The organism is Streptomyces tauricus (genome assembly GCF_014650955.1).
Taxonomy (GTDB): domain Bacteria; phylum Actinomycetota; class Actinomycetes; order Streptomycetales; family Streptomycetaceae; genus Streptomyces; species Streptomyces tauricus.
Genome location: NZ_BMVY01000059.1, coordinates 1 through 23,124, shown reverse-complemented (window position 1 = coordinate 23,124; position 23,124 = coordinate 1). Strand labels below are relative to the sequence as shown.

Genomic DNA, 23,124 nt, shown 5'->3' with positions numbered 1-23,124 from the left:
TGGGCAGTGCCCCCCAAGCGATTACTGAACGTGCTTGCTCCACACGAAGTGGACCAGAGCCCCAACTCACGCTCATAGCCACCCTGATGAACGGGCAGTTCAACCGGAGGAGCACGCAATGGCCTTGTCCCAGTCTGAGGCAGGCGTTCGCCCGCCACGACCTCTCCGAAGCCTCCACGGTCGACCTCTCCACCACCAAGCCAACCGAACGCGAACCACAGATCACCGCAGAACCGGAACCGAAACAGCTGCCCTGACTACACCACCCAGCGGGACATGCCCCGGGGAGCCGTCGACCCCGGCACAGGACCGCGCGCCGGACCTCACGAGAGGTCCGGCGCGCCTGGAGCATCCCCCCGGCACGCGCGTCGCCACGCATCGTCCAGGATTCGGTTTCAGCGCGGGAGGTCATGGTCACCCGAATCGAGGAGGCTGGCGTTCTACAGCCGACCGCAGTTGCCGGGCTCATGTCCGCCGGGACGAGTGTGACCAGAACTACGCGCAGGACCGGGTTCTCGCCGGGTCGGCCAGACCGAGACAGTTCTGCTGGCAGAGAACGTTCGCTCCGGCCAATAGCCGGGTGCTGGGCACTGGTTGTCGGACCGGGTAGTTAGTCGACCATCTGGGCGAACTCGGTTACCTCGTCGATGCCATCCACTGCGGACCCTGCCGGTGTGACATAAGACCTTGCGTCGTTGGCCGCGTGCGGCTCACCTGACGGTCCACGTTCCACTGTCGAGCTGTGTTTCGGCGGAGCGGGTCTTGAGTTCTTCGGGGTCAATGGTGGATGGCCATCGTGTGGTGTGTTCTGACCACTGGACGCCGGCAAGGTCTACGCCAGCCAAATGGGCATAGCTCATGTCAGCGGTGGTGAAGTCGTCCAACAGCGTCTGCAATGCATCCCGGTCGAGTTGGAGCGGTTCTCGGCGGAGGAGCCGAGTGATGACCCGCCCAAGTTCAGCGGTCCGAATTTCGACGATATGACGCTGATCGAGGTCATTACTGAAGGCCAGCACGCGAGCGAGGTCGCGTGAACGGTCACGGGCGCAGCGGCGTACACAGGTGAGTTCACGCGCGCGGGCAAGGCCAAGGGAGCGGGTCCGGACGATGTCGCGCGTGAGGTTGCGGGCGAGTGTATTGGCACGCTTGCCGGCCTGGACGAGGTTGCCGTCGTGGATGGAGCCGCAGATCAAGTCACTGGCATGAGCGCGGGCCCGGGCATGGGCGAAGTCGATCGAGCGGAGAAGGTCGCCGATCAGGTCCAAGTCGCGGGCGATGTCGAGGTTATGGGCGAGGTCGCAGACCAAGGCGTTGGCGAGGTCGCAGAGGAGTTTGAGGGGCTCGCCCGCATCGCTCTCCAGGCTTTTCCTGGCTGCTATGACTTCAGGTCTGCGGCGCAGGTTCATACGGTCGACGGCAGTGAGAGTCCGGAAGAGTTTCAATAGTTCAGTGCGGTGGGGCGCGGTGTCCAGGGGCGATGACGCGTACAGGAGAGCGGCGATGTTTGCTTCAGCGTCGAACAGTTCTCTGCGGGCGTGGGTCAGGTCGCGCTGGAGTTGGGTGTCCCAGTTGCGCGCAGCCTGATCGTGGTGGCCGGGACGGTGCGTCAGTGTTGTCTCCCCCTAGCTCTGAACTCGCCCCCTGCATGCAGTGCAGTTGGCCTCTCAACGGCGTCCGCATCCTTGGCTGAGATGGCGTGCACTCACAGGCTATCTGGATGTTGCGTTGTCGACGACGCCTCTCGGCTTGCCTCTGTTTGTGTATGCAAGTCGGGTGTTACCCGCGGCCCAGCGTCGGTGACTTCGCAGGCTGATCGGAGCGCTGACTTTGCACGAGTACGACTGCCGCCTTCGGCGGCTCCTACGGTTTGGTGAGCATCTTCTGTGCCTCTGTGAAAGTTCGTTGAAGAGATCGCGAGCTGTGTCGTGTTCAAGCCGCAGAGAGGGCCGTGCGGTGGCCGGAACCGCATGCAACGAGCCGCGCTGCAGCGGATGTTGCTGTCATTTCAGGGCGGAGGGGGCGCTCTGGAGCGATGGTCCTCGGTGATAGCATCGCGGCGTCTGCGGCCTTGATCAACTTTGTGGTGATCCGAGGTCAGCCTGCTCTTCGTAGTAGCGCTCATGCAGTTCCCAAGGTGTGCGCTGCGGATCCTTCTGAGGCGCGTTCCGGCGATGTCTGCATGTCGCGCCCCGGGAAAGGTATCGATGAATCGAGACGTGCTTATATGGTGCCTCGGTGCTGTGGCGGTGATAGCCGTCGCCGCAGTCGTAGCACTCGTCGCCCGCAACAGAGCTCTGGGAGCCAGAAGACGGCAGTTCGAGACTGAGTCGGCGCAGAGGCTCGCCGAAGCCGAGAGCAGGCTCTCAGCCGCTCTGAGCGACTTGCAGAAGTTCCGTGCCGAGCAGGACGACGCCCTGCGGGACGCCGAGCGGACGGCGGAGGAGAGCACCAAGGCGGTCCTCAAGGGGGCAGTGCGCTTCCTGCAGAGCCTCGCCGCCGAGCAGACCACGCTCTTGGACGGCATTCAGCGCAAGCACGGCGGGCATGCAGTCCTGTCCGACCTGCTGGACGTCAACCATGCCACGGCTCAGATGGCCCGCAAGGCCCAGGGCATCGCGGTCATGTGCGGTGCGCCCCTCAGCCGCCGCAGCCAGCCCGCCAGCGTCTTCGACGTGGTGCGCAACGCCCAGGGCCAGATCCGTAACTTCAACCGTGTCCAGATCATGCAGCAGAGCGGGATCGCGCTGAAGGCGTCCGCCGTCTCGCCCGTCGCCCTGGCCGTCGCCGAGTTGCTCGACAACGCTGCGAGTTTCTCACAGCACGACGCGCCCATCGAGGTCACGTTTCAGCGCGTGCAGAAGAACCTGTGCATCGTGATCGATGACGCCGGCGTCGGCATGAACGACGAGGACCGGCAAAAGGCGACCGTGTTGCTGTCCGGCAACGCCGCCCCTCGCCTGTCCCAGCTCGGCGCCCAGCCCAAGTTCGGCCTCCCCGTGGTCGGCCTGATCGCGCGTCAGTACGGGTTCAAGGTGGACGTCACCGGAGTGTCCCGGTACGGCGGCGTCCGGGCCGTCGTCCTGCTGCCCGAGGAGCTGTGGACCATGGAAGAGACTCCGCAGGCCCCCGCTCAGGAAGCCCCGGTGCGCAGGATCCGGCACATACCGACCAGGGAAGACGAACCCGAGAGCCGCACGGTGCATGGTCTGCCGAAGCGGGGCGAGCGTCAGTCCCCCACGGCGAGCGTCACTGACACCGGGAGTTCCACCGGCGGGAACACCCGCCCGTTCAAGAAGGCCCGCGGGGTTGGTGGCCTGGCCGCCATCCAGCGGGGCACCATGTCGGGCCGTGCTGCCGAGGCCCCGTCGTCCGAAGGGACCGAGGACGCATGACCACAGACATGTCATGGATGGTCAAGGACATCGTGGACAACGTCCCCGGGGCCCGGCACGCCGTCGTGCTGTCAGCGGACGGCCTGCCGCGTGGGGCCACGGACGCTCTCACCGAGAGGGACGTGAAGACGATCTCGGCCGCCATGTCGGGGATGCAGTCGCTGAGCCGGGCCACCGCGCACTTCGTCGGTGTGGCGCAGGAACAACAGTGGAACCAGACGGTCATCGAGTTCTCCCACGGCTGGGTGTTCCTCATCGGGGCGGGACAGGGCGCCTATCTGGCCGCCGCCGCGGAGCCCGACGTCGACCTGCAGCAGCTGTCGTTCCGAATGAACCGCCTGGTCGCCCGGCTGGGCAACAACCTGACGTCACCCCCGCGGGCCGGTCTCGAGGACCCCTCCCGTACGAGCGACGCCGCGCGCCTGCCACGCAACGGGGCCGGCGGTTCGAACTTCGTACTCAAGGAACTGGACCGGGTCGTCGCCGAGGTGGACGGCGCCCTGCACGCGCTGCTGCTCGGCGCCGACGGTCTGCCGCGCGGGGCGACCTCGGCGATAGGCAAAGATCTCGCGGACACCATGGCAGCGGCCATGACCGGCATCCACGCCTACAGCCGTGCGGCGGCCGATTTCGCGGGCGGCTCCCAGGACACCGAATGGCAGCAGACCGTCATCGAGTACCAGCACGGCTGGATCTTCCTCATCGCCGCCGGGGACGACGGCTTCCTCGCCGCGGCCGCCGAACACGATTGTGACATCGAAGAGTTCACGACGCGCCTGTGCGACGCCGTGCCCGGGATCCTGGCGCCCGAGGGCTGGGGAGAGGAGACCGACCATGTCTGACGGAACGGACGAGGAACTGGAACTCACCTCCCCCTTAGTCCCCCTCTTCGTGATCACGAACGGACGCGGTCTCCCCTCGGATCACGAGTACGAGCACACCGCGTTGGTGATGGCGCACGACAGCGGCTCGTCCGCGGCCACGCGCGCCCTGTCCCCCGAGGCACGCAAGGTCATGGATCTGATCGCCGACGGCTTCCTGTCGGTGGCAGAGGTCTCGGGCCACACCCACCTGCCCCTGGGCATCGTACGGATCCTGCTGGCGCAGCTGGAGGAGGACGGCCTCATTCTCGTACGCAAGCCCATTCCCCGAGTCGAACGAGCCGAACGGGAACTCCTCAGCGCCGTGCTGGATGGCCTCAGAACCAAATTCGGAGCGTAAGCCGTGTATCTGAATCCAGAGACCTCCAACTCGGTCAAGATCCTCGTCGTGGGTCATTTCGGGGTCGGGAAGACCACCCTGATCAGCAGCATCTCCGAGATCGAACCGCTGCAGACCGAGGAGGAGATCACCGAAGCCAGCGAGGGCTTCGACGATCTGTCAGGGACACCGAACAAGACGACCACCACCGTGGCCATGGACTTCGGCCGTCTCACCCTCAGCGACACCCTTGTGCTCTACCTCTTCGGAACCCCCGGACAGGAACGCTTCAAGGAGATGTGGGAAGCACTGTCACGGGGCGCACTCGGCGCCCTTGTCCTGGTCGACCCCACGCGGCTGCACGACAGCTTCCCCGTCCTGGACCTGGTCGAGCGCTTCGGCCTGACGTACACCATCGGTGTCAACCACTTCGAGGGGACCACCGAGTACCCCCTCGACGAAGTCCGCGAGGCGCTCAACCTCGCCGAGGACACCCCGATCGTGCACTGCGACGTGCGCGACCAGACGTCCTCGGCACAGTCCCTCATCACCCTCGTGCAGCACCTCATGTCCATACTCGGCTAGGAGCCGGCATGCAACACCAGATCAACTCCCACCCGACACCGCCGCCCGGGTGCCCCGCACACGGCAACACCCAGCTGTTCGGCCCCGAGTTCGGCTCCGACCCCGAGCGCCACTACGACCACCTGCGCTCGCTCGGCCCCAGCGCCCCCGTCGACATCGCCCCCGACGTCGAGGTCGAACTGGTCACCAGCTACGACGCGGCCCTGTACATCCTGCAGAACCCCGCCTCCTTCGTCCGCGACTCACGTCGCTGGAACGCGCTGAACGAGGGCCGCATCCCCGAGGACAGCCCGGCCCTGCCCATGATGGGCTACCGCCCCAACGCCCTCTTCAGCGACGGCGCCGCCCACGCCCGGCTCCGCCAGGCCGTCACCGACAGCCTGGCCAGCATCGACGAACTCCAGCTCGTGCGGCAGACACAGCAGTCCGCCGACTACCTGATCAGCCAGTTCTCCTCGGACGTGCGCGGCCAGGCAGATCTGATGAGCGACTACGCCCAGCCGCTGCCACTGCTCGTCTTCAGCGACCTGTTCGGCTGCCCGCCCGAGATCGGCGACCGCGTCATCGCGGGCATCAGCGGCATCTTCGAAGGCACCCCCGGCGCCGACCAGGTCCTGGGCGGCGCACTCGGCGAACTGATCGCCCTCAAGCACCGCCGGCCCGGCAACGATGTCACGACCCGGCTCATGCAGCACACCGCAGGCCTCACCGACGAGGAGGTGCTGCACCAGCTCGTGACCCTGCTCTCCGGCGGCACCGCACCCCTGTCGGCGGCCATCGGCACCAGCAGCGCGCTGTACCTCAGCGAGGACTGGCCGGCCGGCCTCCCCGTCGAGGACGCCGTCGTCCAGACCCTGTGGAACTACGCGCCGATCGCCAACTACGCGGCCCACTACCCCACCCACGACGTCGACCTGGGCGGCCGGATCCTGCGCGCCAACGACCCGGTAGTCATCTCCTTCGCGGCAGCCAACACCGACCCGAAGCTGACCGAGCACCGCGAGCAGCTCAGCGGCAAGGCCCACCTCGCCTTCGGTGCCGGACCGCACGCCTGCCCCGCCAAGGACCCGGCATTCATGATCGCCGTCACCGCCGTCGAGTCGCTCCTCAACCAGCTGCCCGACGTCGGGACGCGTGTCCGCTTCCAGGATCTCTCGTGGGTGCCCGCGCCGTGGAGCCGGTCCCTGGTGAGCGTCCCGATCCGGTTCACCCCGCGCAGCGTGACCCACACCGCTGCGGAACCCACCCGGTCTCAGGACGCCTCGCCGACGCCCGCGACCGCCGCGCAGCACTCCGTCGTCTCGTACCAGCAGTCGGCGACACACTCCGCACTCAAGCCCAAATCCGGCCTTTTCAGTCGGTTCCTGGCGTGGACCAGGGGCGAGTGACGTAAGTAACCCTATGAGGACACAGTGTTATTGGATGCTTCAATAACCTCACGGGTACGTATGGCGGCTGTTGCTCAGAAAGGAGCCGCCACCGTGGGCAGCCTCACGACGTCGTCGTCCGACCGCCGCGCCACCGTCTCCCTCTTCTCCCGTCTGCGGACGGCGGAAGGGCAGGCTGACCCCTTCCCCCTCTACACGGAACTACGGTCCAAGGGCGGAGTCCGCCCCGCTCCCTGGGGCGGCTTTCTCGTCACCAGCTTCGACGCCTGCGACCGCGTACTGCGCAGCAGCGAGTGGCTGGAGCCGGACAAGAACTGGCGCGACCGGCAGGGCCCCCGCACCCGCTGGAGTGCTCCGTCCTCGCGTGAGATAGGCAGCACGATGCCCGCTCTCAACCCTCCGGAGCACACCAGGGTGCGGCGGGCTGCCGGCGGATTCGACCGGACGGCCATCCAGCAGATGGGCCGGACTGTCAGCCGGCTCACCGATGGCTTCCTCGACACCGTGGCCGAGCGCCTCATGGGTGGCGAAGAACATACGGACTTCGCCGCCCTGGTGAGCGAGGAACTGCCGATCGCCACCATCGGCGCCTGGCTCTCCCTGCCGTCCGCCGACTGGCCACGGCTGCGTGAACTGACCCATGAGCAGGTCTTCACCCAGGAACTGCTTCCGTCCGCCAGTCAGTTGGCCCGGTCGGACGTGGCCATGGCCGAACTGCGGTCCTACTTCATGGACCTCATCCGTGACCGGCGCGGGCATCCGGGCGACGACCCCGTGTCACGCTGGATCGCGACCTGGGACACCATGGACCCCGATCAGGACAAAGCAGATGAAGCGGTCTACTTCCTGGTTCTCTTCGTCCTGCTGGCAGCCCTGGAGACCACGTCGACGCTGTTGTCGACCATGACGCTCCTCCTCGTCGAGGACCCCGCCCGCTGGGACCTGTTGGCAGCCCGCCCCGACCTGATACCCGCCTTCGTGGAGGAGACACTACGTTACGACCCGCCGACCCACGTGATCAGCCGAATCGCCGCACGGGACGGCCTGCTGGACGGTGTCGAAGTCCACGCAGACGACATGGTCCACCTCATGGTGGGCGCCGCTCACCGCGACCCGGCCAGGCACGCCGATCCCGACCGGTTCGACCCGCACCGCAAAGCCTTCCAGCACCTCGCCTTCAGCGGCGGCATCCACTACTGCCTCGGCGCCCCGCTCGCCCGGCTCGAAGCCCACACCCTCCTCCGCCAACTCGTCGGACGCCTGCCCCGCCTCACCCTGGCCCGACGCCCACCCAGAGCACCCAGAGTGGCCTTCAGGCGTCTGCTGAACCTGGACGTCGCCCTCGCATGAACCACATACTCCCGCCCCCCTCCGTCCGCCCCTCCGCCATCGACACCGAGCAGGACGGACCCGTCCTACGGGTCCGCCTCAACCCCACCCGGCAGGACGACGTCCTCAGCAGCGCCGCAATCGACGACCTCATCGCCCTGCTGGCCGGTCTACACGAACGGCCCGACATCCGCGTCCTGGTCCTGTCCTCCCTCGGACAGGACTTCTGCACCGGGGCGGACCGCAGCGAGTACCTGAACGCCGTCGCCGCCGACCCGACCGGCGGCGCCCTGCGACAGGCCGTGGACAAGGCCCACCGCCTGTGCCACGCCCTGGAGAACACCCACGCCATCACCATCGCCCGGCTCCACGGCAAGGTCATCGGAGCCGGACTCGCCCTCGCCGCGTTCTGCGACCTGCGGGCGGGCTCGGACACCTGCCGCTTCCGCATGCCCGAAGTCGCACTGGGCCTCCCGCCCGCCTGGGGAGGCGCCCTGGGACGGCTGATATCCGAGGTCGGCGTCGCACCGATCCGCGAACTCGCGCTCACCTGCGAGGTCTTCGACGCCGCTACCGCCCACCGGATCGGCCTGCTCCACAAAGTGGTTCCCCACGACCAACTGGACCGCACCGTCGACGCGTGGACGAGACCACTCGCCCGACGCTCGCCCGAAACCCTCGTCCTGACCAAGCGCATGCTGGCCGGCTACGCACAGACCAGCCGAGTAGACGTTTCCCTCCTCGACTCCCACCTGCTGAGCCACACACTCAAGTAGTTCTGCTACGGCCTGACTCACTCCGATCATGTGCTTGGTCGCACAGGCACATGATCGGCAAACCAAACTACCCGGCCTTGGGTGAAGCCCCGACCGCCCGCTCGCCCTACTCGGGCTCAAGTGATCACGAAACGGACGCCCGCCGACTACGCCGAAGCCCTGGGTCCCCGTCGCCTACAGGGGACCCGGTGACCGAAGCGGTGGAGCTACCGGGAGCGCCGCGATCTGGGGTGAGCGATGAACTTCCCGGCCCTGCGCAGCGCGTCGCCGATGGCCAAGATCCTCATCAGCGCAATGCTCTGGTGCATCGGCAGCGTCGAACGGGGCCTTCCGGGTCGGTGGACATGCACGAGACCCTTCCTGGGCAAGATTGGTGGACACGCGGCGGCGCAACCATGACCGAAACCTGATGCCTATGGGGCGCTCGTGGCCTGTGCCCGATCGGCGATGGCAGCCGCATCGACGACCAAGGGGTGCGTCAGGTGCTGGGCCACTCGCACGAAGTGGTGGCGCTCCGCGGTGGGCTCGATGTTCGTGCCCGGCAGTCTGGCTAGGCGGAGCGGCGGCGGGAACTCCCTAAGGGATACGCTGTGGGATCGGGCCGCGTGGAGCATCGTGGCCGCGACTTGGGCGGCCGTCAGGTCCCAGTCGTCGCCCAGGTCCTTGTTGCTGCAGCTCGGGACGAGCTTATTGAGAGCTGCAGAGGGGATGGGGCTCCACCAGGGGCTGAGCTGGCCCATGCCGTCGCCGATCTCCGCGATCATGTCGTCAAGGTCGCGGTGGTTGAGGAAACCGGCCCAGGTCCATCTTGGCGCAAGTACCACCCAGGGGTCGTCTTCGTCGTCGATGACCAGGTCATGCAGAGGTTGGAGCGTGGCCATGTCCTGGCGCTCCACTCGGCGCGAGCGCAGCATCTGGGAGGCCAGGGCGATGTTGGCGGAGATGGACGATGCGATCGTGGCCAGCCACGCGGCTTCGTTGAGTCCGTCCAAGCGCCGCGGACCGGTGGAGCCGATGATGGTGGCGGCGGTGATCGCGACGTTCACGAGGTCGAAGGCGAGAGCCAGGACGAACCATGCGAGGGCCTTCTTCAAGTTCTCCACGAGGTCCGGGCGCCCGGGGATCGACAGTGCGCGGCACTCGCGAACTGTCGTCACAACGGTGATGCTCAGGGCGGCCCAGTAGACGAGGTGCAGGGCGATGACTTCGGGTACGTCGGCGTAGGCGGAAGCGAAGTGCAGGGGGGTCGCCGGTCCCAGTTCGGCGTGGAAGTACAGCCCGGTCATGAGGGCGATGGCGCCCGCGTATACGGGTCCCCAGCGCCATCCTGTGCGACGCAGTACCGCCAACCCTCTCTTCTCCGGCTGCCAGAGTTGGATCATCAAGTGGGCGTGCGCGACGCATACCAACGTGGTCACCGGCACGAGCAGAGCGCAGATGTTGGGCGAGCGCAGCAGGTCGCCGACCAGCCGGTAGATGACCGGGGTCGCGAACAGGAAGATCAGTCCCGCGCAGATGAGTACCGACGCACGCGGTGAGGCCCAGCGTCCACTCGCGTGCGTCGCGCCCCGCCCAGGCTTTGACCAGACCAAGGCCGATCGTCGACACGGCGATGATCAGGTTGACGACTGTGATGAGCTGAATCATCGTCATCAGATGGATCGGCGGTGGGCGAACCCTGCGATGAGGGAACCGGTGCGCTCACTGGTCTTGTCGAGATTGAGCAGGGGCAGTAGCACCCGGGCCGTCCTCTCGCACCTGCGTTCCTCGTCGGTCGGATAGCCCGCGCGCAGCATCGCCGGCCCGCTCAGGATCTCTTCGCGGATCCGCTCCGGGAGGACTTCCATCTGTGCGCGCAGGGACTCAAGCGTCATGCCCTCAAAGTGGCTGTGGACCGTGAGGGGCTGGCTGCCCGGGGAAGTCGTGGGGTGCCCCCCGCGGAAGGGGTAGAGGTGGCAGACCTCGTGCAGTGTGACGCGCGCCTGCTGCAGCGGGCTGAGCGGGTCACTGAGGCCGATGTAGTCCTTCTCTTGGCCCAGCACGCATACGCCGCTGACGCGAGGGGGCAGGAAGGGCAGGTCGATGGGCTCGATCCTGTGGCCGCGCAGTTCCCCCACGGCGTCCAGGACGTCCTGGATAGTTGCACCCGGCTTGAGGCTCAGGTCCTTGCGGAAGAAGCGCAAGGCTTCGCGTTTCTCGCGTTTCCAGGAGCGGATCTCGCCCACGGCCTGGCCGACGCGGGAAGCCGTCTCGGCGACGCGGGCGCGGCTGGCACGGCGTGCGGATGGTGCGCCGGTGTGCGTCATAAGCCGCGCAGTCCTCCCGTCACTTGGGCGCCTTCACGAACGAGGCGCATCGATGCCGTGACGGATATGGGCGCTCGGTCGGGCGCCTGAAGGTGCTGGTACAACGGCGGCTCACACTCCCCGATCTTCCCCTGCGGTGACAGGCTGTGCCTGTCGCTCCGCGCAGAGACCCACGCATTATTGATGTTCCATCGCCACGTGAACTGCCCGCCCGTTGACATGAGCAGCCCGCGACACTCGATGCTCACAGCCAAGACGCCGTGACGCAGTCACGCTGCCGCGTAGCTCGATCGAAACAGCTCCTGCGCCCGCTCCACGTCCCTCGGTGTGCGCAACTGCACCTCCAGATCACCCGTTCCGTGATGCCCCAGCCCGGACACGTCCCGAGTGAATCCCGGAACGAGGTCGACGAGCCCGGGATCAGCCTTCAGGTAGACCAGGAGCTTGCTCTTCTGCGGCGGGCAGACACACGCGAAGTTCCGCAGCCGCTTTGTTTTCGCAGAGACCGTGTCCCTCGCAGGTCGTGTCGCTTTGAGCTACAGCCGAGCCTGTGGCGCGTGTCGCGCTATGACGGAGCACGGTGTCCGATTCCCCGCTGCGGGTGTGGCGAACATCATGTCTCGCCGAACTCGCCGAACTCGGCGACCGAGGAGAACTCTACGGGGCGTGAGGCGCCCGGGCGGTTGGTTTCGGTGCTGCCCGCTAATGCGTTGTCTGGTGTCAGGAGGTGCGGCAGGTTTCGCAGGCGCCTCCGGAAGCGCGGTCGCCCGTTCGGCGAACTTGCCGTCGCGATCACCCTCTTGAAAGCGGCCGGCATCTCGAGCACCAGGGCACTCCGCCATCGCCCGGCTGCCCGCCCGGGGCTAATGGCCTACGAGAGACGTCGCGCGCCTGACCCCAGTCGGACGGTGACGTCCTTGGAAGTCAGGGGGGTGTGCTCCGCGGAGCACTGGACGGTGACGTGGGCCGGGGCGCCGCAGTCGGTGTGGGTCACGTTCAGGACGGGGCCCGGGCTCTCGGGGTCGACGGCGTGGGTCTCGCCCCACTGGCTGAGCGCCACGAGGACGGGCCACAGGTCCCATCCTTTACGGGTCAGGTGGTACTCATTACGGGAGCGGTGGCCTGGCTTCCGGTAGGCGACAGCCTTCAGCACGCCGGCTGAGGTCAGCTTCCGTAGGCGATCGCTGAGGACGGCCTCCGAGAGGCCGATGTGACGGTGGAAGTCGTCGAAGCGGCGCACCCCGTTGACGGCGTCGCGCAGGATCAGCAGGGTCCATTTCTCCCCGACCACATCCAATGCGCGCTGGATGGGGCAGTTCTCCGTGCTCACCTCAAGCCACTCCATCCAGTCATCGTAGAGCCCCTGGCTTCGCCGTTGACAGTCAGATGAGGGCGCAGCTAGCTTCACTTAGGAAAGTCAGAAGATCAGAAGGAAGGCGCTGGGCTGTGGGGCGAACACGTACGTACAGCTGGGACGATCCGGCGATCCCGGCGCAGGCCGCTGCGGGCATGGCAGGTCTCGACTTTCTGCGCGAGGTACAGGCGGGGCGGCTTGCCGCGGCGCCCGTCGGCCGGACGCTCGACTTCGCCCTGGACGAGGTGGAGCACGGCAGGGCTGTCTTCTCCCTGGTGCCGGGCGAGGAGCACTACAACCCGATCGGGAGCATGCACGGCGGCGTGTTCGCCACGCTGCTCGACTCCGCGGCAGGCTGCGCCGTCCAGTCCACGCTTCCGCAGGGGATGGCTTACACGTCGCTCGATCTGACGGTGAAGTTCCTGCGGCCGGTCACCGTGGACACGGGCCGGGTGCGCGCCGTCGGCACGGTGCTCAATGCTGGTCGCCGAACCGCGCTCGCCCAGGCCCAGTTGGTCGACGCGACGGACCGCCTGCTCGCGCACGCCACCAGTAGCTGCCTGCTCTTCCCGGTGCCCGCGTGACGTTCTGAGACAGCGAGGCACCGCGATGCCGGCGACCGTTGAACCGGTCGCCGGCATCGCGGTGTCCCGCTGTGGCGGCGGTCTTTCGGGCGTGCTCGGTTGCTGGGTTCAGGCGCCGAGGTGCTGGCGCAGCCACTGGCCCATCTGCTGGATGGCCTGGTCGGTCTCGGGTACGCGTCCGGCGCTGAGGATGAAGGAGTGCTGGCCTTCGGGCAGCGGGTGGACCTCGGAGGTGATCTTGTATTCGGCGAGGCGGCGGCCGAGCGCGGCGCCGTCGTCGGCGAGGGTCTCGTACTCGCCGTAGTGGACGGTGGTGGGCGGCAGGCCGGTCAGGTCGGCGTTCACGAGGCTGATCTGCGGGTCGGTGAAGTCCACGGCGGGGTCCTGGAGCCAGGCTGACCGGAAGAGTTCGAGTGTGGCCCTGCTGAGCATCTTGTCGTTGTCTTCGTTCGCGTCGACCGAAGGGTTCTGGATGGTGAGGTCGGTCCACGGTGAGACGCTGACGATCGCGCCCGGGGTTGCCTCACCCTTCGCGATAAGGCGCAGCGGGAGCATCACGGCGAGGGTGCCGCCGATGGAGTGGCCGGTGCTGCCGATGTTCTTCGGCTCGTAACCCTGGGAGAGCAGCCAGCGGTAGGCGGTCTCGGCGTCGTCGAGCTGTGCGGGGTAGGGGTGCTCGGGGGCCAGGCGGAAGTCCACGACCAGTGAGCGCGCGCCGGCGGCCTTGGCGATGTGACCGGCCGCCTTGCGGTCGGAGTACATGGAGGCGGTGACGGATCCGCCGAAGTGGAAGTGGAGCAGCGCCTTGTCGGGGTCGGCGCCCTCGGGGATGGCCCACAGGGCGGGGACGCCGCCCGCGTCGACCTCGGCGTAGCTGACGCCTTCGGGTTCGGTCGAGGCGCGCTGGTAGGAGTCGATGATGTCGCGGACCACGGCGAGGTCGAGGCCGGGTACGCCCGACTTCGCGCTCGTGCGGGCCTGGAACTCCGCGAACTCGTGCTGCTGTCGGCTGATTGCCATGGTGGTACTCCTTGCGTGGATCGGATGGAGGCCGACTGATCGGCCGGCCGCCTCGGAGTCAGAGGTTGATCATGTGTCCGGTGAGGCCGTGGAACGCTTCCTGGAGCGCTTCGCCGAGGGTGGGGTGGGTGTGGACGTTGCGGGCGAGTTCGGTGGCGGTCAGGTCCCACTTCTGCGCGAGAGTGAGCTCGGGGAGAAGTTCCGCGACGTCCGCGCCGACCATGTGTCCACCGAGGAGCTCGCCGTGTGCGGCGTCGGCGACGAGCTTCACGAAGCCGCCCGGTTCGCCGAGGCCGTGGGCCTTGCCGTTGGCGGTGAAGGGGAACTTGGCGACGAGCACCTCGTGGCCTTCGTCGCGGGCCTGCTGCTCGGTGAGCCCGAACGAGGCGACCTGCGGCTGGCTGAAGGTCGCGCGCGGCATCATCCGGTAGTCGCCCAGCGGCATGGTCTCGGCCCCGGCGAGGGTCTCGGCGGCGACGACGCCCTGCGCCTCGGCGACATGGGCGAGTTGGAGCTTGGCGGTGACGTCGCCGATCGCGTACAGGTGCGGCGTTGAGGTCCGCATGTGTTCGTCGATGGCGATGGCGCCCCGGTCGGTGAGAGTGACGCCTGTGTTCTCCAGGCCGTATCCGGCGGTGCGCGGTGCAAAGCCGACGGACATGAGGACCTTGTCAGTACGGATCTCCGTCTGTGTGCCGTCGGCCGTGGTGTAGGTGACGGTGACGGAGGTTCCCTCGTCCTTGACGGTCTCGACCTTGGTGGAGGTCAGGAGGGTGACGCCGAGTTTCTTGTACTGGCGGGTGATCTCCTTGGACACCTCGGCGTCCTCGTTGGGCAGGGCGCGGTCGAGGAATTCGAGGATCGTGACCTCGACGCCGTAGTTGCGCAGTACGTAGGCGAACTCCATGCCGATTGCCCCGGCGCCGACGACGACGATGGAGGCGGGCAGCTCGCGCTGGAGGATCTGCGTCTCGTAGGTGACGACGTTCTCGCTGAGTTCGACGCCGGGCAGCAGCTTCACGGTGGAGCCGGTGGCGATGATGGCGTCGTCGAAGGTGACGCTCTGCGTGCCGCCGGCGGTGAGGGCGACGTCGATGGTGTGGGCGTCGGTGAAGGTGCCGTGGCCGTCGATCTCGGTGATGGCGTTCTTCTTCATGAGGAAGTGCACGCCTTTGACCCGGCCGTCGGCGACCTGGCGGCTGCGGTCGTAGGCGGTGCCGTAGTCGAAGCTCACGTCACCCGAGATGCCGAACTGCTTGGCCTGGTGGTGGAAGATGTGGGCGAGTTCGGCGTTGCGCAGCAGCGCTTTGGAGGGGATGCAGCCGACGTTCAGGCAGACGCCTCCCCAGTACTGCTTCTCGATGACGGCGACACTCTTGCCCAGCTGGGCGGCGCGGATCGCGGCGACGTACCCGCCGGGTCCCGCGCCGAGGACGACGACGTCGAAGTGCGTGCTACTCACGGAGGATCCTTCCTGCTTTCGCTGTCCGAGGTGTCCATCGTCCTGCCGGGCGCGCCGGGGCGCCCGGCAGGACGGTTCACGGGTAGGGGTCAGGCTTGCGTCCCGGCGAGGGTCGGGTAGTCGGTGTATCCGGCCTCGCCGCCGCCGTACAGGGTTGCCGGGTCGATCTCGTTGAGCGGGGCACCGGTGCGCAGACGCTCGACGATGTCGGGGTTGGCGAGCGCGAAGCGGCCCAGTGGGGCGATGTCGGCGAGCCCTGCGTCGATGTCGTCGGCGATCTGCTCGCGGGTGCGGCCGTAGCGGACCACGAGCAGGGCGGTCGGCCACGCCTCGCGGAAGGAGCACAGCAGTTCGTCGTCGCCGACGTGGTGGACGTGCAGGTAGGCGAGGTTCAGGAGCGCCAGCTCACCGACCAGGTGGCGGTACTGGGCGCGCACCGTTTCGGTGTCGCCCTCGTCGATCCCGCCCAGCGGCATGGAGGGGGAAAGGCGGATGCCGACCCGGTCCGCGCCGATCTCCGCGGCCACCGCCCGGGCGACCTCGACGACGAGGCGGGAGCGGTTGTCGATGGAGCCGCCGTAGGTGTCGGTGCGGTGGTTGGCGTTCGGGGAGAGGAACTGGTGCAGAAGGTAGCCGTTGGCGCCGTGGATCTCCACCCCGTCCGCGCCGGCGGCTATCGCGGAGGCGGCGGCGTGCCGGAAGTCCGCGACGGTGGCCTGGATGTCCTGGATGCTCAGCTCGCGCGGGACCGGGGTCTTCTTCTGGCCGGTCGCGGTGAACATGTCCTGGTCGGCGGAGAGCGCGGAGGGGGCGACCGGCTGGCGGTGGTGCGGGGTGTTGTCCGGGTGGGACATGCGCCCGACGTGCATCAGCTGGATGAACAGTGTTCCGCCGCCCGCGTGCACGGCGTCGGCGACCTCGCGCCAGCCTGCGGTCTGTTCGGGAGTGTGGATGCCCGGCGTGTTCGGGTAGCCCTGTCCGTCGGCCGAGGGCTGCGTGCCCTCGGTGATGATCAGCCCGAGGGAGGCGCGCTGACCGTAGTAGGTGGCTGCAAGCGGGCCGGGCGTGCCGTCGGCGTTGGCCCGGCTGCGGGTCAGCGGTGCCATGGCGAGGCGGTGCGGGAGCTCGACACGGCCGAGCTTGAAGGGCTGCCAGAGGGAGGAAGACGTGCTCATGGGATACGTGGTCCTTGAGGTCGAGCGTTGGATCGGTCGCCGGTGTCCGCTGTGGATCAAGAGGGACCAGGCGCGTGTCGCCGTGGGACGATGACGGGAAAGCTGAATCTGATTCCCATCAGTAACGACTATACTCATAACTGAGTGCAGTCAGGATAAATTCCCCGAAAGGTTGTCCCGCATGCCAGGCGCTTCCCAGCCGGTTGGTCGGCGCGAGCGGAACAAGCAGCTCAAGCTCGACCGCATCACCGCCGCGGCCCACGAGCTGTTCGCCGAACGCGGTATCGACGAGGTCACCACCCAGCAGATCGCCGACAAGGCCGACATCGGCACCGGCACGCTCTTCCTCTACGCCAAGACCAAGGGCGAGCTCCTCCTGCTCGTCCAGAACTCCCTCTACGCCGAAGCTCTCGAACGAGGCCGGGCGGACGCCGAGAGCATCCCGGACACGCTGGACGCTGTGATGGCGATCGTCCGGCCGGTCGTCGAATGCAACCGGACCCAGGTCGACAACGGGCGCGTCTACCTGCGCGAGATGGTCTTCGGCGACCCCGCCGAACCCCACCACCGCGAGGCCCTCACCATCACCGGGCGGACCGAGAAGGCCGTGGCCGCCGTGCTGCGCCGGGACACCAAGGCCAGCGAGGCACACGCGGCGACGACGGCGCGCGTCGTGTCCGCCGTCATGTTCCTCGCGATGGCGGCCAGCGTGAACGTTGCCGCGAGCGCCGATGAGATCGTGCGCGATACCCGGGAGCAGATCACAGTCCTGCTGCCACGTTGACGTCGGCTGCGCAGCCGACACTTCACGGGCATGCGGCCCGGAACCGACTCGCGCACGTGGGGTCGGTGCGCCAGGCGCTGGCGGCCTTCCCTCAACGCCTCCGCCCGGCCGCGGACCCCTCGGCGCCCACGCGTGCGGTCGACGTACACCCGCACCGCGCCCTCGATCAGACCGCTTCGGTCAAGGCTGCGCGCGCGGCGGTGAGGATCTCTCCGGAGAGCGGGGAGCCGTTGGTGGCCCGGGACAGGACCAGCGCTCCGAACAGGGTGCAGAGGCGGACGATGCCGTCCTGGTCGTCGGTGGCGAGGAAATCGGCGAAGCCGGCCACACCCTCGGTGTAGACGCGACGGGCCTCGCGCCCCCCGCCTTCGCGCGCGATGTCGGAGGCGAGGGCTGCGACCGGACACCCATCCGCCGGGCCGTCGCGGTGCTCGACGGAGAGGTAGGTGTCGATCAGCACCTGCTGGGCGGCGTCGCGCCGCCCTTCATACCGCTCAAGTCCCTCGGTGTAGCGCCGGGCGAGCTCGGCGAAGGCATGGGCTGTGGCCTCGTCGACGAGCGCCTCCTTGGAGGCGAACTGCTTGTAGAAGGCGCCGTGGGTCAGACCGGCCGCCTTCATCAGGTCGGCGACGCTGACCTGCGTGCCCTGCTCCCGGAACAGCCGGGATGCGGTGTCCACCACCCGCCTGCGATTTTCCTCCGCCTGCGCCTGCGATACGCGACCCATGGCCACCTCCCGTTTTGGATGTCGACTGGCATCTATCGTAGACCCGTGTTTAGATTGTACACATAATCTAATTTACTGCGGGTGCCGACCGGTGCCCGCCAGGACCAGGAGTGAGCATGGAACTGAAGAACGCGGTCGCGGTCGTCACCGGCGCCAACCGGGGGCTCGGGCGGCATCTCGCAGCCCAGCTCGTCGAGCGTGGCGCAAAGGTGTACGGCGCGGCCCGACGCCCCGAGACGATCGACGTGCCGGGCGTCATCCCACTGCGGCTGGACGTCACGGACGAGGCGTCGATACGGGAGTCCGCCCGCATCGCGTCGGATGCGACCCTGCTGATCAACAACGCGGGCGTCTCCAGCGGCGCGACGCTGGTCGGAGGCGGCCTGGACGAGGTACGTCGCGAGATGGAGACCAACTTCTTCGGCCCGCTCGCCGCGACCCGCGCTTTCGCCCCCGTCATCGAAGGCAACGGCGGCGGCGCCGTACTCAACGTCCTGTCCGCCCTGTCCTGGTTCCACCCGGCAGGCCTCGGCTCCTACGCGGCCTCCAAGGCCGCCGCCTGGGCACTGAGCGACGCGACCCGTGAGGAGCTGGCACCGCGCGGGATCACCGTCTCGGCGCTGCACGTCGGCTACATGGACACCGACATGGCCGCCGGCGTGCCCGCCGATCAGAAGGTCGCCGCCGCCGGCGTCGCGGCCCAGGCCCTTGACGGCATCGAGAACGGCCTGCCCGAGATCCTCGCCGACGAGACCAGCCGGTACGTCAAGCAGAGCCTGTCCGCCGCACTCCAGCCGAACGCGGGCTGACGCTCATCCCCTCCGCCCCGACGCGACCGCCTTCCCACCCCTCACGCGAGGACGTCTCATGCGTTATACGACCTTCGGCCACCGGACCGGACTGCGCGTGTCCGAGTACGCGCTCGGCACCGCGAACTTCGGCACCGGCTGGGGCGCCGGAGCCGAGCCGGACGAGGCACGCCGGATCTTCGACCGGTTCGCCGAAGCCGGCGGACCCTTCCTCGACAGCGCGGACGGCTACCAGTTCGGCGAGTCGGAGGAACTGACCGGAAAGCTGATCTCCGCCGACCGCGACCACTTCGTCCTGGCCACGAAGTTCGCCCTCGGCGCCGCCCCGCAGCCCGACATCTCCAGGACCGGCAACAGCCGCAAGAACCTGGTCGCCTCCGTAGAGGCCAGCCTGAAGCGCCTGGGAACCGACTACATCGACCTGCTGTGGGTGCACTTCCCCGACCAGCTCACTCCGATGGAGGAGCTCCTGCGCGGGCTGGACGACCTGGTAAGCGCTGGCAAGATCCACCACGCCGCGCTGTCCAACTTCCCCGCCTGGCGCGTCTCGCGCGCGGTGACCCTCGCCGATCTGAGGAACCAGGCCCCGATCATCGGCATCCAGCATGAGTACAGCCTCGTCGAGCGCACCGCCGACCGTGAGCTGCTGCCGATGGCCGAGAGCCTCGGCCTGGGTGCCGCCCTGTGGTCCCCGCTCGGCGGCGGACTGCTCACCGGCAAATACCGCAGCTCCGCCGAAGGGCGCCTGAGCGACCTGGGCATGGTCATCCACACCGAGAGCACTGGCCAGAAGACCGCCGTCGTCGACACCGTCCTGGCCATCGCCGAGGAGACCGGCGTGACGCCCGCCCAGGTGGCGGTGGCCTGGGTGCGCGAGCGCGCCGCACGCTCCACGGCCACCCTCGTCCCGATCATCGGCCCGCGCAGCCTCTCCCAGCTCGACAGCTACCTCGGCACCCTCGACGTCCAGCTGACCGACGCGCAGTACACCCGCCTGACCGAGGTCAGCGCGGTACCGCTCGGCGCGCCCCACGACGGGATCGCCGCTTCCCTGGATCGCCTCCAGGGAGGTGCCGCCGGCCGGATCACTGCCCCGGTCGTGCCGGTGGCCTGAGGGTGAATGCGGCTCAGGGCACAATGCGCCCGCGCCGTAGCCAGTAAAACGACACAAACTGGTTCGAGAGGTACGGCGGCCATCCGGGATGCCCCCGCCGCCGAAATACCCGATCCCCCAGAAACACTTTGCTAGGAGTGCCCCGTGAAAGCCTTCGTCGTCGAGAAGTACGGCTCCCCCTTGCGTCAGGTCGAGATGCCCGTACCGGTCCCCGCCCCCCATGAGGTGCTCGTGCGCATGGTCGCGTCGGGCGTCAACCACGCCGACGAGCGGGTCCGCTCCGGCGAGTTCAAGGCCATCTTCCCGTTCCGGCTGCCCAAAGTCATGGGCAGTGAGCTCTCCGGCGAGGTCGTCGAGGCCGGCTCCGCGGTACGCGACATCGCCGTGGGCGACCACGTGTACGGCTATGTCGACTCGGCGGCCACCGGCACCTTGTCCGAGTTCGTCGCGGTCGACGCCGCCACGATCACACCCGCGCCCCGGTCGGTAAGCCTGGTCGAGGCAGCGGGGCTCCCCGTCGTCGCGCTCACGGCCTGGCAGGCCCTCGTCGAAATGGGCAAGGTGACAAAGGGCCAGACCGTCCTCATCCACGGCGGGACCGGTGGCGTGGGATCGGTCGCGATCCAGCTCGCCAAGCACCTGGGCTGCACCGTCGCCACCACCGTCTCTACGGCGAACATCGCAGCCGCCCGAGAGCTCGGTGCCGACATCGTCATCGACTACCGCCACGACGACCTCGCGCAGAGCCTCGCCGGCACGCCCGTCGACCTCGTCCTCGACACCCAGGGCGGAGCCACGCTGCAGGCTTCCCTCGGCGTTGTGCGCCCAGGCGGCACCGTCATCGGCATCACGGGCCCACCCGACCCGGCCTTCGCACGGCGCGTCGGCGTCAACCCCGTCGTCCGGCTCACCATCCGGGCCCTCAGTGCCCGTACCCGACGCCGGGCACGCGCACTCGGGGTCACCTACCGCTTCCTGTTCATCACACCCGACAGCGCCGCGCTGCGCCAGGTAGCCGGGCTGGTCGACGACGGGGTGCTGCGCCCGATCATCGACCGGGTGCTCCCATTCGACCAGACCCCGCGGGCTCTCAACGAGGCGCTCGCCGGCGGCACACGCGGCAAGGTCCTGGTCACCACCGACCCGAAGGCGGTGACCACCCGTGGCTGAGTCCAACGCCCTTCCCCGCCCGACCACGTGGGCCACGGCGCCCAACCGCCGCATCGTCGTAGGTTCGAACACGCTCGTCTACCGCGACCTCGGCCCCCAGAACGGCGTCCCGCTGGTCCTGCTCACTCACCTGGGCGCCACGCTCGACGAGTGGGATCCCCGATTTGTCGACGCGCTCGCCCGCGACCGCCGCATCGTCGCGCTCGACCTCCCCGGGGTCGGCGGATCCACCGGCCGTATCCCGGGCACCATCGCCGCGATGGCGCGTGCGGCGGAGGGATTCGTAGCCGCCCTCGGCCTGACCCAGATAGACCTGCTCGGATTCTCGCTCGGCGGCTTCGTCGCTCAGCAGGTGGCCCTCGATGCGCCGGGACTCGTGCGCCGCCTCGTCCTGGCCGGAACCGGCCCCGCCGGGGGAGCCGGAATCGACCGTCCGACCGGAGGAGCCTACGTCTACTGGGACATGGCCCGCGCCGCGATCGCCCGCACCGATGCCAAGGAGTTCCTGTTCTTTCCCCGCACTCCAGCGGGCAAGGCCGCAGCCAATGCCTACCTCGCGCGCTTGCGCGAGCGCGTCATGGATCGTGACACCCCCATCACACTGTCGTCCTTCCACCGCCAGATCACCACCATCAGGGGCTGGGGCCAGGCTGAGCCGCAGGACCTCTCCCGCATCAGTGCCCCGACGCTCATCGCCAACGGCGACCACGACCGCATGGTCCCCAGCGAGCTGTCCCGCGACATGCACGCCCGCATTCCCGGCAGCACGCTGATCATCTACCCAGGGGCCGGGCACGGCGGTGTCTTCCAACACGTCGACGAGTTCGCCGACGCCGTGCGAGCCCACCTCGACACCGACAGCTGACATCGGCTCCTCCGCCCGCACCCTCGCCCCGGCAGACCTCGCCCCCGCCGGGCCGGGGCGGGTCTGTACGACCGCGCTTCGAGGCGACGGCCCAGGATCGGACCAGCCTCTACGCCCAGCCTTAAGCCGTAGGTGGTGAAGTCAGGTCTCGCCTTCGGCGGGGGTCAGTTGTCACCTGCAGAGCCACCCGACAGCAGCAAACGGCTCGGCCAAATCAACGACTTCCTGCGGCGTTGGAGCCAGGAGAGGCGGCTGGTGACGACCTGGACGCGGTAGGCGGCAGCGCGCGTCCTCGTGCAGACGAGTAGATTCCCAGAGCACACCGGAGGCGGTTGCCCGGCATACATCGGACAGGCAGCCGTCCCCTGCATATGATTGCGCTCAGCTACACGATCCGTACGGTGTGTTCGTCCCTGAACTGTTGGGCAGAGCACGAACATTCGACGACGTGGTCAAGACATCGCGAAGCCGCTCGATCTCCATCCTTTGGGCAGCGATCTGTGAGAGAGCCCGCTCCCTGAAGTCAGCGAGCCCATCGATCTGCTCGTCACGCGCGGCGAGGCGTTCCTTCAGCCCGGACACCTGTTCCTTGAGGCGCTCGATCTGTGCAGCCCGCGGGTCCGGAATCACGCCCGTTTTCCGGAGCTCGGTCAACCGGCGTTCGAACTCCTCCGCCAGGTGATGGCCGATGAGTATCAATGCAACCTGACTGAGTGCAACACGCAAACGCGCAGTTCAGTCGTGGTATCAGCCAGTAAGCAACACCGCCGTTAAGCAAGAACAAGCCGCTGGTACGCCCGATACGTCTTGCGCTCCACGCGGTTCACGCCGTCCCCGAGCCCGAGCAGCGCCTCGTCCACCGCGCCCGCCAGCTCCACCATCGACGCACCCTGAACATCGGCCGGCGCCCGAATAACCGCCTGCCGGCGTGCGCGGCGCGTTGACGGCCCCCCGCCGCTCACGGACGCCACGGTCTCCAGCCCCAACAGGTCGCTGCCGAAGAACCGGTAGCGGACCAGATCGATCGACCAATGCCACGAAGTTAAGGGCCCATTGACGATGTCAAGGCGGTCGCGAGATGTGG

The 23,124-nt window shown here is 68.0% G+C and carries 22 protein-coding genes and 2 pseudogenes; 13 read left to right on the top strand and 11 right to left on the bottom strand.

Annotated features, from left to right (window positions below; all coding sequences use genetic code 11):
* Positions 1 to 710 precede the first annotated feature (710 nt).
* A complete protein-coding gene (locus IE278_RS40155; RefSeq protein WP_189779966.1) occupies positions 711 to 1,406 on the bottom strand; it encodes a hypothetical protein in 696 nt (231 codons plus the stop codon).
* 798 nt (positions 1,407 to 2,204) lie between these two features.
* On the opposite strand from IE278_RS40155, the gene IE278_RS40150 reads away from it, so the two are divergent.
* The 7 genes from IE278_RS40150 to IE278_RS40120 are packed head-to-tail and all read left to right on the top strand — an operon-like array spanning position 2,205 to position 8,670.
* The gene (locus IE278_RS40150; RefSeq protein WP_189779965.1) at positions 2,205 to 3,392 is read left to right on the top strand and encodes an ATP-binding protein; all 1,188 of its coding nucleotides are present in this window, start codon (positions 2,205 to 2,207) and stop codon (positions 3,390 to 3,392) included.
* Positions 3,389 to 4,234, top strand: coding sequence for a roadblock/LC7 domain-containing protein (locus tag IE278_RS40145; RefSeq protein ID WP_246571629.1), 846 nt, complete (start codon positions 3,389 to 3,391; stop codon positions 4,232 to 4,234). The genes IE278_RS40150 and IE278_RS40145 overlap by 4 nt, the downstream gene beginning before the upstream one ends.
* Complete coding sequence (locus tag IE278_RS40140; RefSeq protein WP_189779964.1) at positions 4,227 to 4,613, top strand: DUF742 domain-containing protein; 387 nt, start codon at positions 4,227 to 4,229, stop codon at positions 4,611 to 4,613. Before IE278_RS40145 ends, IE278_RS40140 begins: the two co-directional genes overlap by 8 nt.
* Before the next feature lie 3 nt (positions 4,614 to 4,616).
* Entirely contained in the window at positions 4,617 to 5,177 is a 561-nt protein-coding gene (locus IE278_RS40135; protein WP_189779963.1) for a GTP-binding protein, read from the top strand.
* Positions 5,178 to 5,185: 8 nt separating this feature from the next.
* Positions 5,186 to 6,565 carry a cytochrome P450 family protein gene (locus IE278_RS40130; protein WP_189779962.1) on the top strand — a complete coding sequence of 460 codons (1,380 nt, stop codon included), beginning with the start codon at positions 5,186 to 5,188 and terminating at the stop codon, positions 6,563 to 6,565.
* A gap of 60 nt (positions 6,566 to 6,625) precedes the next feature.
* A complete protein-coding gene (locus tag IE278_RS40125; RefSeq protein ID WP_189779961.1) occupies positions 6,626 to 7,915 on the top strand; it encodes a cytochrome P450 in 1,290 nt (429 codons plus the stop codon).
* On the top strand, positions 7,912 to 8,670 hold the full coding sequence (locus IE278_RS40120) for an enoyl-CoA hydratase/isomerase family protein (protein WP_189779960.1): 759 nt from the start codon (positions 7,912 to 7,914) through the stop codon (positions 8,668 to 8,670). The genes IE278_RS40125 and IE278_RS40120 overlap by 4 nt, the downstream gene beginning before the upstream one ends.
* A gap of 413 nt (positions 8,671 to 9,083) precedes the next feature.
* On the opposite strand, the gene IE278_RS40115 is transcribed toward IE278_RS40120, so the two are convergent.
* The 4 genes and pseudogenes from IE278_RS40115 to IE278_RS40105 all read right to left on the bottom strand — a co-directional run bounded on the left by IE278_RS40115 (position 9,084) and on the right by IE278_RS40105 (position 12,321).
* Positions 9,084 to 10,262, bottom strand: a complete 1,179-nt coding sequence (locus IE278_RS40115) for a hypothetical protein (protein ID WP_189779959.1) — start codon at positions 10,260 to 10,262, stop codon at positions 9,084 to 9,086.
* Between the two features lie 60 nt (positions 10,263 to 10,322).
* The gene (locus IE278_RS40110; protein ID WP_189779958.1) at positions 10,323 to 10,976 is read right to left on the bottom strand and encodes a hypothetical protein; all 654 of its coding nucleotides are present in this window, start codon (positions 10,974 to 10,976) and stop codon (positions 10,323 to 10,325) included.
* Positions 10,977 to 11,245: 269 nt separating this feature from the next.
* Positions 11,246 to 11,467: pseudogene (locus tag IE278_RS42765) on the bottom strand (hypothetical protein); the annotation flags it as partial.
* 380 nt (positions 11,468 to 11,847) lie between these two features.
* Positions 11,848 to 12,321, bottom strand: a complete 474-nt coding sequence (locus tag IE278_RS40105; protein ID WP_189779957.1) for a winged helix-turn-helix transcriptional regulator — start codon at positions 12,319 to 12,321, stop codon at positions 11,848 to 11,850.
* A 101-nt stretch (positions 12,322 to 12,422) separates the two neighbouring features.
* On the opposite strand from IE278_RS40105, the gene IE278_RS40100 reads away from it, so the two are divergent.
* Positions 12,423 to 12,914: a PaaI family thioesterase gene (locus IE278_RS40100; protein ID WP_189779956.1), complete on the top strand. Its 492-nt coding sequence runs from the start codon at positions 12,423 to 12,425 to the stop codon at positions 12,912 to 12,914.
* Positions 12,915 to 13,022: 108 nt separating this feature from the next.
* Here the strand turns inward: IE278_RS40100 and IE278_RS40095 are convergent, their stop codons facing one another.
* From IE278_RS40095 to IE278_RS40085, 3 genes are all read right to left on the bottom strand, one after another.
* The gene (locus IE278_RS40095) at positions 13,023 to 13,934 is read right to left on the bottom strand and encodes an alpha/beta hydrolase (RefSeq protein ID WP_189779955.1); all 912 of its coding nucleotides are present in this window, start codon (positions 13,932 to 13,934) and stop codon (positions 13,023 to 13,025) included.
* Positions 13,935 to 13,992: 58 nt separating this feature from the next.
* Complete coding sequence (gene lpdA, locus IE278_RS40090) at positions 13,993 to 15,396, bottom strand: dihydrolipoyl dehydrogenase (protein WP_189779954.1); 1,404 nt, start codon at positions 15,394 to 15,396, stop codon at positions 13,993 to 13,995.
* Between the two features lie 89 nt (positions 15,397 to 15,485).
* Positions 15,486 to 16,571, bottom strand: coding sequence for an alkene reductase (locus tag IE278_RS40085; RefSeq protein WP_189779953.1), 1,086 nt, complete (start codon positions 16,569 to 16,571; stop codon positions 15,486 to 15,488).
* A gap of 181 nt (positions 16,572 to 16,752) precedes the next feature.
* Between IE278_RS40085 and IE278_RS40080 the strand changes: the two genes are divergently transcribed.
* The gene (locus IE278_RS40080; RefSeq protein WP_189779952.1) at positions 16,753 to 17,355 is read left to right on the top strand and encodes a TetR/AcrR family transcriptional regulator; all 603 of its coding nucleotides are present in this window, start codon (positions 16,753 to 16,755) and stop codon (positions 17,353 to 17,355) included.
* Between the two features lie 166 nt (positions 17,356 to 17,521).
* Here IE278_RS40080 and IE278_RS40075 read toward each other — a convergent pair whose 3' ends face one another.
* Positions 17,522 to 18,082: a TetR/AcrR family transcriptional regulator gene (locus IE278_RS40075; protein ID WP_189779951.1), complete on the bottom strand. Its 561-nt coding sequence runs from the start codon at positions 18,080 to 18,082 to the stop codon at positions 17,522 to 17,524.
* 116 nt (positions 18,083 to 18,198) lie between these two features.
* On the opposite strand from IE278_RS40075, the gene IE278_RS40070 reads away from it, so the two are divergent.
* From IE278_RS40070 to IE278_RS40055, 4 genes are all read left to right on the top strand, one after another.
* Positions 18,199 to 18,891, top strand: a complete 693-nt coding sequence (locus tag IE278_RS40070; RefSeq protein ID WP_189779950.1) for an SDR family oxidoreductase — start codon at positions 18,199 to 18,201, stop codon at positions 18,889 to 18,891.
* Between the two features lie 58 nt (positions 18,892 to 18,949).
* Positions 18,950 to 20,005: an aldo/keto reductase gene (locus IE278_RS40065; RefSeq protein ID WP_189779949.1), complete on the top strand. Its 1,056-nt coding sequence runs from the start codon at positions 18,950 to 18,952 to the stop codon at positions 20,003 to 20,005.
* A gap of 144 nt (positions 20,006 to 20,149) precedes the next feature.
* Positions 20,150 to 21,175 carry an NADP-dependent oxidoreductase gene (locus IE278_RS40060; protein ID WP_189779948.1) on the top strand — a complete coding sequence of 342 codons (1,026 nt, stop codon included), beginning with the start codon at positions 20,150 to 20,152 and terminating at the stop codon, positions 21,173 to 21,175.
* Positions 21,168 to 22,040 (top strand): alpha/beta fold hydrolase, encoded by an 873-nt coding sequence (locus tag IE278_RS40055; protein ID WP_189779947.1) that lies wholly within the window; start codon positions 21,168 to 21,170, stop codon positions 22,038 to 22,040. The genes IE278_RS40060 and IE278_RS40055 overlap by 8 nt, the downstream gene beginning before the upstream one ends.
* Before the next feature lie 381 nt (positions 22,041 to 22,421).
* Here the strand turns inward: IE278_RS40055 and IE278_RS40050 are convergent, their stop codons facing one another.
* Together IE278_RS40050 and IE278_RS40045 are read right to left on the bottom strand one after the other, a co-directional pair.
* Complete coding sequence (locus IE278_RS40050; protein WP_246571623.1) at positions 22,422 to 22,766, bottom strand: hypothetical protein; 345 nt, start codon at positions 22,764 to 22,766, stop codon at positions 22,422 to 22,424.
* 44 nt (positions 22,767 to 22,810) lie between these two features.
* Positions 22,811 to 23,124 (bottom strand): annotated as a pseudogene (locus IE278_RS40045) (hypothetical protein); the annotation flags it as partial.